Annotated in this window: 13 protein-coding genes and 5 tRNA genes; 15 read left to right on the forward strand and 3 right to left on the reverse strand. The window is 54.5% G+C overall.

Going from position 1 to position 16,514, the window contains the following annotated elements; genetic code table 11:
* Positions 1-78 precede the first annotated feature (78 nt).
* Positions 79-2,448, forward strand: a complete 2,370-nt coding sequence (locus ACOTXL_RS11845) for a molybdopterin guanine dinucleotide-containing S/N-oxide reductase (RefSeq protein ID WP_045350331.1) — start codon at positions 79-81, stop codon at positions 2,446-2,448.
* On the opposite strand, the gene ACOTXL_RS11850 is transcribed toward ACOTXL_RS11845, so the two are convergent.
* A complete protein-coding gene (locus tag ACOTXL_RS11850) occupies positions 2,417-2,857 on the reverse strand; it encodes an N-acetyltransferase (RefSeq protein ID WP_022650192.1) in 441 nt (146 codons plus the stop codon). The two genes, ACOTXL_RS11845 and ACOTXL_RS11850, sit on opposite strands and share 32 nt — an antisense overlap.
* Complete coding sequence (gene tag / locus ACOTXL_RS11855; protein ID WP_022650193.1) at positions 2,835-3,416, reverse strand: DNA-3-methyladenine glycosylase I; 582 nt, start codon at positions 3,414-3,416, stop codon at positions 2,835-2,837. Before tag ends, ACOTXL_RS11850 begins: the two co-directional genes overlap by 23 nt.
* 160 nt (positions 3,417-3,576) lie before the next feature.
* Here tag and ACOTXL_RS11860 point away from each other — a divergent pair, with 160 nt between their 5' ends.
* From ACOTXL_RS11860 to dppF, 9 genes are all read left to right on the forward strand, one after another.
* Positions 3,577-4,119 carry a lipase gene (locus ACOTXL_RS11860; protein ID WP_023323997.1) on the forward strand — a complete coding sequence of 181 codons (543 nt, stop codon included), beginning with the start codon at positions 3,577-3,579 and terminating at the stop codon, positions 4,117-4,119.
* Positions 4,120-4,357: 238 nt separating this feature from the next.
* Positions 4,358-5,560 carry an L-lactate MFS transporter gene (locus tag ACOTXL_RS11865; RefSeq protein WP_022650195.1) on the forward strand — a complete coding sequence of 401 codons (1,203 nt, stop codon included), beginning with the start codon at positions 4,358-4,360 and terminating at the stop codon, positions 5,558-5,560.
* A 239-nt stretch (positions 5,561-5,799) separates the two neighbouring features.
* Positions 5,800-7,494 (forward strand): kdo(2)-lipid A phosphoethanolamine 7''-transferase, encoded by a 1,695-nt coding sequence (eptB, locus tag ACOTXL_RS11870; protein WP_023323998.1) that lies wholly within the window; start codon positions 5,800-5,802, stop codon positions 7,492-7,494.
* Positions 7,495-7,585: 91 nt separating this feature from the next.
* A tRNA-Pro gene (locus tag ACOTXL_RS11875) sits at positions 7,586-7,662 on the forward strand.
* A gap of 621 nt (positions 7,663-8,283) precedes the next feature.
* Positions 8,284-9,891, forward strand: coding sequence for a dipeptide ABC transporter periplasmic-binding protein DppA (dppA, locus tag ACOTXL_RS11880; RefSeq protein ID WP_003860756.1), 1,608 nt, complete (start codon positions 8,284-8,286; stop codon positions 9,889-9,891).
* A gap of 161 nt (positions 9,892-10,052) precedes the next feature.
* Positions 10,053-11,072 (forward strand): dipeptide ABC transporter permease DppB, encoded by a 1,020-nt coding sequence (gene dppB, locus ACOTXL_RS11885; RefSeq protein WP_006810536.1) that lies wholly within the window; start codon positions 10,053-10,055, stop codon positions 11,070-11,072.
* Positions 11,073-11,081: 9 nt separating this feature from the next.
* Positions 11,082-11,984: a dipeptide ABC transporter permease DppC gene (dppC, locus tag ACOTXL_RS11890; RefSeq protein ID WP_003862349.1), complete on the forward strand. Its 903-nt coding sequence runs from the start codon at positions 11,082-11,084 to the stop codon at positions 11,982-11,984.
* A 10-nt stretch (positions 11,985-11,994) separates the two neighbouring features.
* Positions 11,995-12,978, forward strand: coding sequence for a dipeptide ABC transporter ATP-binding protein (gene dppD / locus ACOTXL_RS11895; protein WP_022650197.1), 984 nt, complete (start codon positions 11,995-11,997; stop codon positions 12,976-12,978).
* On the forward strand, positions 12,975-13,988 hold the full coding sequence (gene dppF, locus ACOTXL_RS11900) for a dipeptide ABC transporter ATP-binding subunit DppF (RefSeq protein WP_022650198.1): 1,014 nt from the start codon (positions 12,975-12,977) through the stop codon (positions 13,986-13,988). The genes dppD and dppF overlap by 4 nt, the downstream gene beginning before the upstream one ends.
* 42 nt (positions 13,989-14,030) lie before the next feature.
* Here the strand turns inward: dppF and coaA are convergent, their stop codons facing one another.
* Positions 14,031-14,981: a type I pantothenate kinase gene (coaA, locus tag ACOTXL_RS11905; protein ID WP_015569977.1), complete on the reverse strand. Its 951-nt coding sequence runs from the start codon at positions 14,979-14,981 to the stop codon at positions 14,031-14,033.
* A 317-nt stretch (positions 14,982-15,298) separates the two neighbouring features.
* On the opposite strand from coaA, the gene ACOTXL_RS11910 reads away from it, so the two are divergent.
* From ACOTXL_RS11910 to ACOTXL_RS11930, 5 genes are all read left to right on the forward strand, one after another.
* A tRNA-Thr gene (locus ACOTXL_RS11910) sits at positions 15,299-15,374 on the forward strand.
* Positions 15,375-15,382: 8 nt separating this feature from the next.
* Positions 15,383-15,467: transfer RNA gene (locus tag ACOTXL_RS11915), tRNA-Tyr, on the forward strand.
* Between the two features lie 116 nt (positions 15,468-15,583).
* Positions 15,584-15,658 (forward strand) — tRNA-Gly (locus tag ACOTXL_RS11920).
* 6 nt (positions 15,659-15,664) lie between these two features.
* Positions 15,665-15,740, forward strand: a tRNA-Thr gene (locus ACOTXL_RS11925).
* Positions 15,741-15,858: 118 nt separating this feature from the next.
* Positions 15,859-16,514: GTP-binding protein (locus ACOTXL_RS11930; protein ID WP_214577962.1), on the forward strand; the 656-nt coding region annotated here is incomplete at its 3' end.

A 16,514-nucleotide genomic window follows, 5' to 3' on the forward strand; every position in this document is an offset into this window, starting at 1 on the left:
CAGTGGATTATGACGTCCGGATACGGAGAAAATTCAGTGTATAACTCTGAAATTTGTCACAAACGATAAATTGCCTCAATGAAAGGCCGAAACACCTGCACGCAACCAGGAGCGCACGCTTTGAGCACCTCAACAAAAACCATTCTGACCGCCGCCCACTGGGGGCCGATGCTGGTCGAAACCGATGGCGACACTGTGCTGTCGTCTCGCGGGGCTTTGCCTTCGCGCCATCTCAACTCTTTACAGACCGTCGTTCGCGATCAGGTACACAGCAAGACCCGCGTCCGCTGGCCGATGGTGCGTAAAGGCTTTCTGGCGTCACCGGATAAACCGCAGGGTATTCGCGGGCAGGATGAGTTCGTGCGCGTGAGCTGGGACGATGCGCTGGCGCTGATCCATACGCAGCATAAACGCATCCGCGACAGCTATGGCCCGTCGTCCATTTTTGCCGGCTCCTATGGCTGGCGCTCAAACGGCGTGCTGCATAAGGCTGCAACCCTGCTGCAACGCTATATGAGCCTGGCCGGAGGATATACCGGCCATCTGGGTGATTACTCGACCGGCGCGGCGCAGGCGATCATGCCGTATGTCGTGGGCGGGAATGAGGTTTATCAACAGCAGACCAGCTGGCCGCTGGTGCTGGAGCATACAGAGGTGGTGGTGCTGTGGAGCGCCAACCCGCTCAATACCCTGAAAATTGCCTGGAATGCGTCCGACGAACAGGGCGTTTCCTACTTCGATGCGCTGCGCAAAAGCGGCAAGCGCATCATCTGTATCGATCCGATGCGCTCTGAAACCCTGGATTTCTTCGGCGACAGCGCCGAGTGGATCGCGCCGCATATGGGCACCGACGTGGCGATGATGCTGGGCATCGCCCACACCCTGGTGGAGAACGGCTGGCACGACACGGAATTTCTGGCGCGTTGTACCACGGGGTTCGATAAATTTGCCGACTATCTGACGGGACAAAGCGACGGTATTGCCAAAACCGCAGAGTGGGCCGCGGCGATTTGCGGCGTTAATGCCGTTAAAATCCGCGAACTGGCGGCGTTATTCCATAGCCATGTCACGATGCTCATGTCCGGCTGGGGGATGCAGCGCCAGCAGTTTGGCGAGCAAAAGCACTGGATGTTGGTGACGCTCGCCGCGATGCTTGGGCAGATTGGCACACCCGGCGGCGGTTTTGGCCTTTCCTATCACTTTGCCAACGGCGGCAACCCGACGCGTAAAGCCGCGGTGCTGGCGTCCATGCAGGGCTCGGTGCAGGGTGGCGTGGACGCTGTGGAAAAAATTCCGGTGGCACGCATTGTTGAAGCCCTGGAGAACCCCGGCGGGTTTTATCAGCACAACGGTCAGGATCGCCATTTCCCGGATATTAAGTTTATTTGGTGGGCGGGTGGGGCCAACTTCACCCATCACCAGGATACCAACCGCCTGATCCGCGCCTGGCAGAAACCGGAGCTGGTGGTGATCTCGGAGTGCTTCTGGACTGCGTCAGCGAAACATGCCGATATCGTTTTGCCTGCCACGACCTCGTTCGAGCGTAACGATCTCACCATGACGGGGGATTACAGCAACCAGCATATGGTGCCGATGAAGCGCGTCGTGGCTCCCCGGGATGAAGCGCGGGATGATTTCGACGTCTTTGCCGACCTGAGTGAAATGTGGGAAGCGGGCGGGCGGGAGCGTTTCACCGAGGGCAAAACGGATCTGCAATGGCTGGAAACATTTTACCAGATTGCCAGCCAGCGCGGGGCTGCGCAGGGCGTGTCCCTGCCGCCATTTGCTGAGTTCTGGGAGGCGAATCAACTCTTCGAAATGCCAGAAAGCGAGCAGAACGCGCGGTTTGTGCGCTTTGCTGACTTCCGTCGCGATCCGGAGAATCACCCGTTAAAAACCGAAAGCGGGAAGATTGTGATCTACAGCGAACGCATCGCCAGCTTTGGCTACGCGGACTGTCCGCCGCATCCGGCGTGGCTGGAGCCGGACGAATGGCATGGCAATGCGCAGCCGGGGCAGCTTCAGCTGCTGTCTGCCCATCCTGCCCATCGTCTGCACAGCCAGCTCAACTATTCGGCTCTGCGCGAGCAGTATGCGGTGGCGGGTCGTGAGCCGATCGCGCTGAACAGCGATGACGCAAAGGCGCGGGGGATTAACGACGGCGATCTCGTTCGGGTCTGGAACGCGCGCGGGCAGGTGCTGGCAGGCGCCGTGGTGAGTGACGGGATCCGCCCTGGCGTTTTCTGCATTCATCAGGGCGCATGGCCGGATCTGGCGCTGGACGAGGGCGGTATTTGTAAGAACGGCGCCGTAAACGTGCTGACCAAAGATCTCCCCAGCTCGAAGCTGGGGAATGGCTGCGCGGGGAATACGGCGCTGGCATGGGTGGAGAAATATGAGGGGCCGGCGCTTACCCTTACGGCGTTTGATCCGCCTGCCAGCTCATGATCCACGTCGGGTGTTGGGTATCATCCTGCCAGGCGCTGTCTTCGATGCGAAAACCCTGAGCATGATAGAAATTCACCGCCCGCACGTTTTTCTGGTACACCTCCAGGGTTAAATACGGGTAGTGCTGCTGAACGTGGTTCAGCAGCGCACGCCCAATCCCCTTTCCGATGAACGCCGGGGCGACAAACAGCGCCCCCACGAACTGGAACTGCATGACGCTGATAAAACCGCACAGGGTACCGTTTTCTTCCCAGACCCAGGTCTCGGCGGCGGGAAGGTATTCATCCCGCACTACCGCTTCATTCGCTTGCCAGTAACTTGCGTCGATAAACGGATGCGCCTCGGTGGTGCTCTCCAGCCACAGACTCAAAAGCGGCGCGGTGTTCTCACTTTGCCATTTGCGGATCATGGTGGCCCTCCGGATGGCAGAAGCAGCCCGTAATGTGGTCATTGACCAGCCCGCAGGCCTGCATAAAGGAGTAACAGATGGTGGTGCCCACAAACTTAAAGCCGCGTTTTTTCAGCGCTTTCGACAGGGCATCTGAGGCGGGGGTCGACGTTGGGATCTCTGCAAGCGTGGCGGCCTGCGTCACCTTCGGCTCGTTATCCACAAACGACCAGACAAATGCTGAAAAGGGTTCGCCATTTTGCTCCATCGCCAGATAAGCACGCGCGTTACCAATAATGGCCTGAATTTTACCGCGATGGCGGATGATACCGGTATCCAGAACCAGCTTTTGTACGTCGTCGTCGGTCATGGCGGCAACCGCAGCCGGATCGAACTGGTGGAAGGCTTTGCGATAGTTCTCACGCTTTTTCAGAACGGTGATCCACGACAGCCCGGCCTGCTGGCCTTCAAGGCAAATCATTTCAAATAGTTTTTTACCGTCGGTTTCCGGTACGCCCCATTCCTTGTCGTGATAATCGATATAAAGCTGATCCTGGCTTACCCAGCCGCAACGTTGCATAGGTCATCTCCCTTCCTGATACGGTAAACGCAAAAATTTCAATCTGCCCGGCTTGACGTGTCTGCTAAAGAGACAATAGTTAATACAGGGCTATACGCCCTAATACCTCTTCGAACAATGACATATATCGCCGAACTCGGCTCTTTCTGGAGTCGCTTTGATGATGATAAAAAAAATCAGTGGTCGCCATGCTGCTTCTGGCCTGGTGGGTGTTTCAGTCTGCCTGCTTTTTTGTCACACCGCTTTTGCGTGGCAACAGGAATATATCGTTTCAGATGCACAAAGTAATACGACGGAACGTTATACATGGGACGCCGATCACCAACCTCGTTATGAAGATATTCTCGCGGAGCGTATTAACCGCACGCAGAATGCTGCGGGGTTTACCCTGAACGATCCCTCCGGTTCGGATGCGGAAACCGTTCTGAGCGTTGGCTGGAATTTTCCCGTGGCGGGACATTTCACCACCGGGCCCGTCATGGCGTGGCGCACTGATGGCGCTCCCCCTGTAACGGTGAATGCGTTTGAGGATACAACCACCACGCAGTCGCTTACCGATCCCCTCTGGCATGCCAGCGTGAACTCATTGGGTTGGCGTGTTGATACGCAGTATGGTGATTTACACCCCTGGGCGAAGATCAGCTATAACCAGCAAACTGAAGAAGAATATTTATATACGCTGGGATTGAGCGCCAAATTTTAAGGGTTGTTATTTTTTTAAACGATACGATAACATATTTAATACAATTATGACGGGGTCTGGAGCGATAGTGCCCACTAACAGAACAGCGCTTCATTCCCCGGCAAGGTCATTCATTCCAGATCCCAGGCATTTCATTCCTTCTCTCCTGCATTTCATTCCGTTTTTCCCCAACGCTATAAAGGTTTTGTTTATCGTTGTCCTCAGCGAAATTCCTTAATTTATCTTGCAGGACACTGCCATGAACACATCAACTTATAACCGCACGCGTTGGCTGACGCTATTCGGCACCATCGTTACCCAGTTCGCACTGGGATCGGTCTATACCTGGAGCCTGTTTAACAGCGCCCTGTCCGATAAGCTCGGCGCGCCGATAAGCCAGGTGGCATTCTCCTTCGGCTTGCTGAGTCTTGGGTTAGCAATTTCCTCTTCCGTGGCGGGCAAACTTCAGGAACGTTTCGGCGTGAAGCGTGTAACCATGGCATCCGGGATCTTGCTGGGCTTGGGATTCTTCCTGACGGCATATTCTAACAACCTGATGATGCTGTGGCTGAGCGCCGGGGTGCTGGTGGGGCTGGCGGACGGCGCAGGTTATCTGCTGACGCTGTCTAACTGCGTGAAGTGGTTCCCGGAGCGTAAAGGGCTTATCTCCGCATTTGCCATTGGTTCATATGGCCTGGGCAGCCTCGGCTTCAAATTCATCGATGCGCATCTGCTGGCCTCGGTTGGGCTTGAGAAAACCTTTATGATCTGGGGCGTGATTGTGCTGGTAATGATCCTCTTCGGCGCCACGCTGATGAAAGATGCGCCGCAGCAGGAAGTGAAAACCGTTAACGGCGTGGTGGAGAACGATTTCACCCTCGCTCAGTCCATGCGTAAGCCGCAGTACTGGATGCTGGCGGTGATGTTCCTGACGGCCTGCATGAGCGGTCTGTATGTCATCGGTGTGGCGAAAGATATCGCGCAGGGAATGGTAAAACTGGACGCGGCGACGGCGGCGAACGCCGTAACGGTCATCTCCATCGCTAACCTCTCGGGTCGTCTGGTACTGGGTATCTTGTCTGACAAAATCGCCCGGATCCGCGTGATTACGCTGGGGCAGGTGATCTCCCTGGTGGGTATGGCAGCACTGCTGTTCGCTCCGCTGAACGAGGCGACATTCTTTGCGGCGATAGCCTGCGTAGCCTTTAACTTTGGCGGCACTATTACCGTCTTCCCGTCGCTGGTGAGCGAGTTCTTCGGCCTGAACAACCTGGCGAAAAACTACGGCGTGATTTATCTCGGCTTCGGTATCGGCAGTATTTGCGGTTCACTGATTGCCTCGCTGTTTGGTGGCTTCTACGTGACATTCTGCGTGATATTTGCCTTGCTGATTATTTCGCTGGCGCTGTCCACCACGATTCGTCAGCCGCAGCGCGAGGTATATAAAGAAGCGCATGCATGATTCGATAAAAAGGGGCCGCAGGGCCTCTTTTATTTATTTCTAAATCGCTTCCGGACTTGCTATTTTGTAAAAATCTTCATCGATTCACATTCTCTGCTGCCACTTTTCTTTCCTGCTGTGGTCTACTTATCGCGCTTGTAGACGTTTCTGATAACGGTTTCTCTCGCATCTACTTACTCTGTCAGCTTTCTCACTGAGATTCGGCGGGTCTTTATACCCCTTCCCCCAGGGTTGTTTGCATGAAATATATTAGGTCTCTTACCCAGCAAAGATTGTGTCTGATGCTGGCTGTCTATATCGGTTTGTTTCTGAATGGCGCGGTGCTGTTCAGACGAGTGGAAGGTTATTTCGAACACCTCACTGTAAGAAATGGAATTTTTGCCGCGATTGAAGTGTTTGGCTCAATTCTGGCGACCTTCTTCCTGCTACGTCTGCTCTCGCTTTTTGGCAGACGTACATGGCAGGTTCTGGCCTCGCTGGTGGTGATTATCTCCGCCGCCGCAAGCTATTACATGACATTCATGAATGTGGTCATTGGCTACGGTATTGTGGCCTCGGTGATGACCACGGACATCGACCTCTCGAAAGAGGTGGTGGGTCAAGGGTTCATCCTGTGGACGATTCTGACCTGCCTGATCCCGCTCTTCTTTATCTGGAGTAACACCTGCCGCTACACCCTGTTACGCCAGCTGCGTACCCGGGGACAGCGCATCCGCAACGTCGCCGTCGTTCTTCTGGCGGGTCTGCTGGTATGGGCGCCTATTCGCCTGATGGAAAAACAGCAAAAGCGGATCGAAAAAGCGACAGGCGTGGATATGCCAAGCTACGGCGGCGTGGTGGCTAACTCGTATCTGCCGTCTAACTGGCTGTCGGCGTTAGGTCTTTATGCCTGGGCTCAGGCGGACGAATCCAGCGATGTGAAATCGCTGATTAACCCAACCAAAAAGTTCACCTACCAGGCTCCGGCTGACGGGCTGGATGATACTTACGTGGTCTTCGTTATCGGCGAAACGACGCGCTGGGATCATATGGGTATCCTCGGTTATGACCGCGATACCACCCCGAAACTGGCGCAGGAAAAGAATCTTGTAGCTTACCGCGGCTACTCCTGCGATACCGCCACGAAGCTCTCGTTGCGCTGTATGTTTGTTCGTGAGGGCGGTGCGAGTGATAATCCTCAGCGCACTCTCAAAGAGCAAAACGTGTTTGCTGTTCTGAAGCAGCTTGGATTTAGCTCCGATCTGTTCGCCATGCAAAGTGAGATGTGGTTCTACACCAACACCATGGCGGATAACATCGCCTACCGCGAGCAGATTGGCGCCGAGCCGCGTAACCGCGGAAAGAACGTTGATGACATGCTGCTGCTCTCTGAGATGGAACAGTCACTGAAAAACCATCCGCAGGGTAAGCATCTTATTGTTCTGCATACCAAAGGGTCACACTACAGCTACTATCAGCGTTACACGCGCGATTTCGCCAAATGGACGCCTGAGTGCGTCGGCATTAACAAGAACTGTAGCAAGCAGGAGCTGATCAATGCCTATGATAACTCGATTCTGTATGTGGATACCTTCCTCAGTCGGGTGATCGACCAGCTTCGCGATAAGAAAGCGATTGTGATCTACGCGGCCGACCACGGCGAGTCCATCAACGAGAAAGAGCATTTACACGGTACGCCGCGTAAGCTGGCCCCGCCTGAGCAGTTCCGCGTGCCGATGATCATGTGGATGTCGGATAAGTACCTGGAAAATCCGGACAAAGCCAAAATGTTTGCCCATCTGAAACAGCAGGCAGAGATCAAGGTACCGCGCCGTCACGTTGAGCTGTACGACACCATTATGGGCTGTCTCGGCTATACCTCACCGAACGGTGGGATTAACGAAAACAACAACTGGTGTAAACTCCCTGATAACACCACAAAAGCCGCGCAGTAGCTGGTCTGGCGAGAATATCGCCAGTTGAATGGCTTTTTGAAAATAAGGGATTGACGGGGGCGCACCTCAGCAGTAAGATGCGCTCCGCATTCGGCGAGTAGCGCAGCTTGGTAGCGCAACTGGTTTGGGACCAGTGGGTCGGAGGTTCGAATCCTCTCTCGCCGACCACATTCTAAAAAGGGCTAACCGCAAGGTTAGCCCTTTTTGCATTAACGCGTTACCCCGCACGAGTCCTCAAAATACCCCTTAGCCCTGCTTCCCCCTGCCTGCTTGCGGTTTTGTGACATAATCCATTGTATTTTTTTATATATAGTTTGATCTTTTTTCGCGTTGCTTATGGATAACCTCAGCATTTTTCGCTGTGCGTTTTAACGTTCGCGGTATTTAGTGCTCAGATAATCACCATCCTGTAAGAAAATTTACCCATTCTGAATAAAACTTAATCACTGAGTGTTGCGAAATATGAAGATAATTGTGCTGCATCATGGCGAGTAGCATAAATTTCTCTGCTGAAAACTCACGGTCAGGGTTTTTTTAATCTTTGTTTGCGGTTTCTCACACTCCACGTAAATCCCCGCCACCTGTATTGACGTTTTCACATTCTGTTGACAGATTGTAGGGCACGAGGGGCATTTCAGGGAGGATCTGCGCTGCAACTCAAACGCTCTTCTGAAAGGATTCTCTATCCCTTTTAACGCCTTCGGGCATCACCGACCGGACCGGGTAAAAAATAAATAAAGGTCAGGCGGCGTAACACAACAAAGCAAAACATCACATTGGAGCACAATAATGAGTATTTCCTTGAAGAAGTCAGGGATGCTGAAGCTTGGTCTGAGCCTGGTGGCCATGACCGTTGCAGCAAGCGTACAGGCAAAAACCCTGGTTTACTGTTCTGAAGGCTCTCCGGAAGGCTTTAACCCACAGCTCTTTACCTCTGGTACGACTTACGACGCAAGCTCTGTACCGATCTATAACCGTCTGGTTGAATTTAAAACCGGCACCACGGAAGTGATTCCTGGCCTGGCTGAAAAGTGGGATATCAGCGAAGACGGTAAAACCTATACCTTCCACCTGCGTCAGGGCGTGAAGTGGCAGGACAGCAAAGAATTTAAACCTACGCGCGACTTTAACGCCGACGACGTTGTGTTCTCCTTCGACCGTCAGAAAAATGCCCAGAACCCGTACCATAAAGTGTCTGGCGGCAGCTATGAATACTTCGAAGGGATGGGTCTGCCAGACCTGATCGCTGAAGTGAAAAAAGTGGACGATAAAACCGTCCAGTTTGTGCTGACGCGTCCGGAAGCGCCATTCCTGGCTGACCTGGCGATGGACTTCGCCTCGATTCTCTCTAAAGAGTATGCGGACAACATGCTGAAAGCCGGCACTCCGGAAAAAGTGGACCTGAACCCAATCGGTACCGGCCCGTTCCAGCTGCTTCAGTACCAGAAAGATTCCCGTATTCTGTATAAAGCCTTCCCGGGCTACTGGGGCACCAAGCCGCAGATCGACCGTCTGGTCTTCTCCATCACGCCTGACGCATCCGTGCGTTACGCAAAATTGCAGAAAAACGAATGTCAGGTGATGCCGTATCCAAACCCGGCTGACATCGCGCGCATGAAGCAGGACAAAAATATCAACCTGCTGGAGCAGGCGGGCCTGAACGTGGGTTATCTCTCCTTCAACACCGAGAAGAAACCGTTCGATGACGTGAAAGTGCGTCAGGCGCTGACCTACGCGGTGAACAAAGAAGCGATCATCAAAGCCGTTTACCAGGGCGCAGGCGTTGCGGCCAAGAACCTGATCCCACCAACCATGTGGGGCTATAACGACGACATTAAGGACTACACCTACGATCCTGAGAAAGCGAAAGCGCTGCTGAAAGAAGCGGGCCAGGACAAAGGCTTTACCGTTGAGCTGTGGGCGATGCCGGTACAGCGTCCTTACAACCCGAACGCACGCCGTATGGCGGAAATGGTTCAGGCTGACTGGGCGAAGATTGGCGTACAGGCCAAGATTGTGACCTACGAGTGGGGCGAGTACCTGAAGCGCGCCAAAGCGGGTGAACACCAGGCGGTCATGATGGGCTGGACCGGCGACAACGGGGATCCGGACAACTTCTTCGCGACCCTGTTCAGCTGTGCGGCAGCGAAAGACGGTTCTAACTATTCTCGCTGGTGCTACAAGCCGTTTGAAGATCTGATCCAGCCGGCGCGTGCGACCGACGATCACAACAAACGTATCGAACTGTATAAGCAAGCGCAGGTTGTCATGCACGATCAGGCTCCGGCGCTGATTGTTGCTCACTCCACCGTGTACGAGCCAGTGCGTAAAGAAGTGAAGGGCTACGTGGTCGATCCACTGGGCAAACACCACTTCGAAAACGTGTCTGTTGAATAATAAGTAGGGTGTTCTCCCTCTCCCTCCTGGAGAGGGCAGGGGTGAGGGGTGTGCATGCACCCCCTCACCCTAACCCTCTCCCACAGGGAGAGGGAATTTACATTTGTGAGCAATACAGACGTCACGCCACTGAGTGTGCGTCATCAGAGAGAATCCGGGTTATGTTGCAGTTCATCCTCCGACGTCTGGGACTGGTTATCCCGACGTTTATCGGTATCACCCTTCTCACTTTTGCCTTCGTCCATATGATCCCGGGTGATCCGGTGATGATTATGGCGGGCGAGCGTGGTATCTCCCCTGAACGTCATGCGCAACTGCTGGCTGAACTCGGCCTTGATAAGCCGATGTGGCAGCAGTATCTCCACTATATCTGGGGCGTGTTGCACGGCGATTTAGGGATTTCACTGAAAAGCCGTCTTCCGGTGTGGGACGAGTTCGTACCTCGCTTTAAAGCGACGCTGGAACTCGGTATCTGCGCCATGATCTTCGCGACCGCGGTAGGGATCCCCGTTGGCGTACTGGCTGCCGTTAAACGTGGCTCTATTTTTGACCACACCGCTGTTGGCCTGGCACTGACCGGCTACTCCATGCCTATCTTCTGGTGGGGCATGATGCTGATCATGCTGGTCTCGGTGCAGTGGAACCTGACGCCGGTCTCCGGACGCGTCAGCGATATGGTTTTCCTTGACGACACCAATCCGTTAACCGGCTTTATGCTGATTGATACGGCGATCTGGGGCGAAGAGGGCAACTTCATTGATGCGGTTGCGCACATGATCCTGCCTGCAATGGTGCTGGGCACCATCCCTCTGGCGGTGATCGTGCGTATGACCCGTTCCTCCATGCTGGAAGTGCTGGGCGAGGATTATATTCGTACTGCCCGCGCTAAAGGCCTGACCCGTATGCGCGTCATCATCATTCATGCCCTGCGAAACGCTATGCTGCCGGTGGTAACCGTTATCGGTTTGCAGGTCGGTACGCTGCTGGCGGGGGCGATCCTGACCGAAACCATCTTCTCCTGGCCGGGTCTTGGACGCTGGCTGATTGATGCGCTGCAACGCCGTGACTATCCGGTTGTGCAGGGCGGTGTACTGCTGGTCGCGACGATGATTATTCTCGTCAACCTGCTGGTCGATTTGCTGTACGGCGTGGTGAACCCGCGTATTCGTCATAAGAAGTAAGGGGCCATCATGTCACAAGTTACTCAAAATAAAGTGGTCACCGCACCGGTGCCAATGACGCCGATGCAGGAATTCTGGCACTACTTCAAGCGCAACAAAGGCGCGGTCGTCGGGCTGGTGTATGTTTCCATCATGATCCTGATTGCGGTGTTTGCGAACGTCCTTGCGCCGTATAACCCGGCTGATCAGTTCCGCGATGCGCTGCTGGCACCTCCTGCATGGCAGGACGGCGGAAGCCTGGCGCACCTGCTGGGCACCGACGACGTGGGTCGCGATGTGCTTTCGCGCCTGATGTACGGCGCACGCCTGTCGCTGCTGGTTGGCTGCCTCGTTGTCGTACTGTCGCTGATCATGGGGATCGTACTCGGCCTGGTGGCAGGCTACTTCGGCGGCATTGTTGATAACATCATCATGCGCGTCGTCGACATTATGCTGGCATTACCAAGCCTGCTGCTGGCGCTGGTGCTGGTGGCGATCTTCGGTCCGTCGATTGGTAACGCCGCGCTTGCGCTGACGTTTGTTGCGCTACCGCACTATGTGCGTCTGACCCGTGCGGCGGTGCTGGTGGAAGTGAACCGCGACTACGTTACCGCCTCTCGCGTGGCGGGTGCCGGTGCGATGCGTCAGATGTTTATCAATATCTTCCCAAACTGCCTTGCGCCGCTGATTGTTCAGGCGTCGCTCGGTTTCTCTAACGCCATTCTTGATATGGCCGCTCTTGGCTTCCTTGGCATGGGTGCGCAGCCGCCAACACCGGAGTGGGGCACCATGCTCTCCGACGTGTTGCAGTTCGCGCAAAGCGCCTGGTGGGTCGTCACCTTCCCGGGTCTGGCGATTCTGCTGACGGTGCTGGCATTTAACCTGATGGGTGATGGTCTGCGTGATGCACTTGATCCCAAACTGAAGCAGTAAGAGGCACGAGATGGCGTTATTAAATGTAAATAAATTATCCGTGCACTTTGGCGACGAAGGCACACCGTTTCGCGCCGTGGACCGTATCAGCTACAGCGTTAATCAGGGCGAAGTGGTCGGGATTGTAGGAGAGTCGGGCTCCGGTAAGTCAGTGAGTTCGCTGGCGATTATGGGGCTGATTGACTACCCCGGCCGCGTGATGGCAGAAAATCTGGAGTTCAACGGTCAGGATCTGAAGCGTATTTCCGAAAAACAGCGCCGCCAGCTGGTGGGCGCGGAAGTGGCGATGATCTTCCAGGACCCCATGACCAGCCTGAACCCATGCTACACCGTGGGTTTCCAGATTATGGAAGCGATTAAGGTGCATCAGGGTGGGAATAAGAAAACCCGTCGCCAGCGTGCTATCGATCTGCTGAACCAGGTGGGGATACCTGACCCAGCATCGCGTCTGGACGTTTACCCGCATCAGCTTTCCGGCGGCATGAGTCAGCGCGTGATGATCGCCATGGCGATTGCCTGTCGACCAAAACTGCTGATTGCCGATGAACCAACTACCGCGCTGGACGTGACCATCCAGGCGCAAATCATCGAGCTGCTGCTGGAGTTGCAGCAGAAAGAGAATATGGCGCTGGTGCTGATTACGCACGACCTGGCGCTGGTGGCGGAAGCGGCACACAAAATCATCGTGATGTACGCGGGTCAGGTGGTGGAGACCGGAAGTTCGCACGATATCTTCCGCGCGCCGCGTCATCCGTATACGCAGGCGTTGCTGCGTGCGCTGCCGGAGTTTGCCCAGGACAAAGCGCGTCTGGCGTCACTGCCGGGTGTGGTTCCGGGTAAATATGACCGTCCGCAGGGCTGCCTGCTGAATCCGCGCTGCCCGTATGCGACAGATAAATGCCGCGCCGAGGAGCCAGAGCTGAATCTGCTGGCCGATGGTCGGCAGTCAAAATGCCACTACCCACTCGATGATGCCGGGAGGCCAACACTATGAGTACGCACCAGGCCACCACGCAACAGCCGCTGTTGCAGGCTATCGACCTGAAAAAACATTACCCGGTGAAGAAGGGGATTTTTGCCCCCGAGCGCCTGGTAAAAGCGCTGGACGGCGTCTCCTTCAGCCTTGAACGCGGTAAAACGCTGGCGGTCGTCGGGGAGTCGGGCTGTGGGAAATCCACGCTGGGCCGTCTGCTGACGATGATTGAAACGCCAACCGGCGGCGAGCTTTACTATCAGGGCCAGGATCTGCTCAAGCACGATCCGCAGGCGCAGAAGCTGCGTCGCCAGAAAATCCAGATTGTGTTCCAGAACCCGTACGGTTCTTTAAACCCGCGTAAAAAAGTGGGGCAGATTCTGGAAGAACCGCTGCTGATTAACAGCAATCTGAGCAAAGAGCAGCGTCGTGAAAAAGCGCTGGCGATGATGGCGAAGGTGGGGCTTAAAACCGAGCATTACGATCGCTACCCGCATATGTTCTCTGGTGGTCAGCGTCAGCGTATTGCCATCGCTCGTGGGCTGATGCTTGACCCGGACGTGGTGATTGCCGATGAGCCGGTCTCAGCGCTTGACGTGTCCGTTCGCGCGCAGGTGCTTAACCTGATGATGGATTTACAGCAGGATCTGGGACTGTCGTACGTCTTCATCTCCCATGACCTGTCCGTGGTCGAGCACATTGCCGATGAGGTGATGGTGATGTATCTGGGACGCTGCGTGGAGAAGGGGACGAAAGATCAGATCTTTACTAACCCGCGTCATCCGTATACCCAGGCACTGCTGTCTGCGACGCCGCGGCTGAACCCGGATGACCGCCGTGAGCGCATTAAGCTGACCGGTGAGTTGCCAAGCCCGCTTAACCCGCCGCCGGGATGTGCGTTTAACGCCCGCTGCCGTCGCCGCTTCGGTCCGTGTACGCAGTTGCAGCCACAGCTAAAGGATTATGGTGGACAGCTGGTGGCCTGCTTCGCGGTCGATCAGGATGAAAACGGCGAAAAGCCGCATGCATAAATAAAAAAACCGGCGATAAGCCGGTTTTTTTACGTCTGAGGTCTACTTCCGTAAACGAATCTGGTCGACGGCGTGTTTCTCACTCTTGGTGAGGATCAGGCTTGCGCGTTCGCGCGTCGGCAGGATGTTCTCTTTGAGGTTGACGTAGTTGATCTCATTCCACAGCCCGGTCGCCACGCTGATAGCCTCTTCTTCAGAGAGCTGGGCGTAGTTGTGGAAGTAGGAATCCGGGTCGGTGAACGCCCCTTCGCGGAACTTCAGGAAGCGGTTGATATACCAGCGTTGCAGCAAATCTTCCGGCGCATCGACATAGATTGAGAAATCGACAAAGTCAGAGACAAACACATGATGCGGATCGTGAGGGTAATCCATCCCGCTTTGCAGGACGTTTAAGCCTTCCAGAATCAGGATGTCGGGCTGCACAACCGTTTTGTCGCCATCCGGGATGCGGTCGTAGATCAGATGTGAGTAAACCGGCGCGGTAACGTGAGGTACGCCCGATTTTAGATCTGAAACAAACTTTACCAGGCGGTGCATATCATAAGAGAGCGGGAAGCCCTTCTTTTTCATCAGGCCGCGTTCTTTCAACACCTCGTTGGGATGCAGGAAGCCGTCGGTGGTGATCAGCTCCACGCTGCGGTGTTCCGGCCAGCGGCTCAGCAGCGCCTGAAGCACGCGCGCGGTGGTACTTTTACCCACTGCCACGCTGCCCGCAATACTGATGATATAAGGAATACGTTGACCGTTCGTGCCGAGGAACTGTTCCAGGACGGCCTGACGACGCAAATTGGAGCTGATATAGAAGTTAAGCAAGCGAGAGAGGGGGAGATAGATTTCTGCCACCTCTTCCAGGGAGAGATCTTCGTTTATCCCTTTTAGCCGTGCGATTTCACCTTCCGTCAGTGTCATAGGGACGGAGTCACGCAGGGCTGCCCACTGGCTACGGTTAAACTGAAGATAGGGCGTCATTAACGTTTGCTCTTTTTTGCTCATAAGCATGCTTCTGTGAACCATCACGAAACGGCGGGTGCGGGCTCATCACATAGTTAATTTTGGACAATGGGCAGGAGGTTAACACCAGATGAGAGGAATAATAAGAAAAAATATGGGAAAGCGATGCTTAACCGGGCAGGTATCACGTGGGGCTATAGCGTGCCGAAATCAGGCGTTTATGTTGAATTTTTAACCGTGAGCGGATGAATTTACAGCGGTTAGCCCTGGTTTCGAATAAAATGTGAGCGAAAGAACGTTTTATGCAATTTTTTAGTTGCATGACTGCGCAGGTCTCCATAGAATGCGCGCTACTTGATGCCGACTTAGCTCAGTAGGTAGAGCAACTGACTTGTAATCAGTAGGTCACCAGTTCGATTCCGGTAGTCGGCACCATCAAGTCCGGTGGGGTTCCCGAGCGGCCAAAGGGAGCAGACTGTAAATCTGCCGTCACAGACTTCGAAGGTTCGAATCCTTCCCCCACCACCACTTTCTGGCAGCGTCAACGCCGCCGGAGCTGGTTGGAAAAATTGACCAGCTCGAACAGAAAAGAGAGAAATCTCTTTTTTTGTTACAGAAAGAACTGGGTAGCCGAGTTTCAGGATGCGGGCATCGTATAATGGCTATTACCTCAGCCTTCCAAGCTGATGATGCGGGTTCGATTCCCGCTGCCCGCTCCAATACGTGCTGATATGGCTCAGTTGGTAGAGCGCACCCTTGGTAAGGGTGAGGTCCCCAGTTCGACTCTGGGTATCAGCACCACTTCACTTCTCCCTCCCTTTCTCTCTGTTTCAATGTAAATGTATTCAACAGTTCAGGCATTTTCGCCTGGTTGATGTGGTGATATCACCGATTTATCCGTGTCTTAGAGGGACAATCGATGTCTAAAGAAAAGTTTGAACGTACAAAACCGCACGTTAACGTCGGTACTATCGGCCACGTTGACCATGGTAAAACAACGCTGACCGCTGCAATCACTACCGTACTGGCTAAAACCTACGGCGGTGCTGCTCGTGCTTTCGACCAGATCGATAACGCACCAGAAGAAAAAGCTCGTGGTATCACCATCAACACTTCTCACGTTGAGTATGACACCCCGACTCGCCACTACGCACACGTAGACTGCCCAGGCCACGCCGACTATGTTAAAAACATGATCACCGGTGCTGCGCAGATGGACGGCGCGATCCTGGTTGTTGCTGCGACTGATGGCCCTATGCCTCAGACTCGTGAGCACATCCTGCTGGGTCGTCAGGTAGGCGTTCCTTACATCATCGTGTTCCTGAACAAGTGCGACATGGTTGATGACGAAGAGCTGCTGGAACTGGTAGAGATGGAAGTTCGTGAACTGCTGTCTCAGTACGATTTCCCAGGCGACGACACTCCAATCGTTCGTGGTTCCGCGCTGAAAGCGCTGGAAGGCGATGCAGAGTGGGAAGCAAAAATCATCGAACTGGCTGGCTACCTGGATTCTTACATCCCAGAACCAGAGCGTGCGATTGACAAGCCATTCCTGCTGCCAATCGAAGACGTATT

Source organism: Enterobacter cloacae complex sp. IR5402 (genome assembly GCF_049238125.1).
GTDB lineage: Bacteria > Pseudomonadota > Gammaproteobacteria > Enterobacterales > Enterobacteriaceae > Enterobacter > Enterobacter hormaechei_C.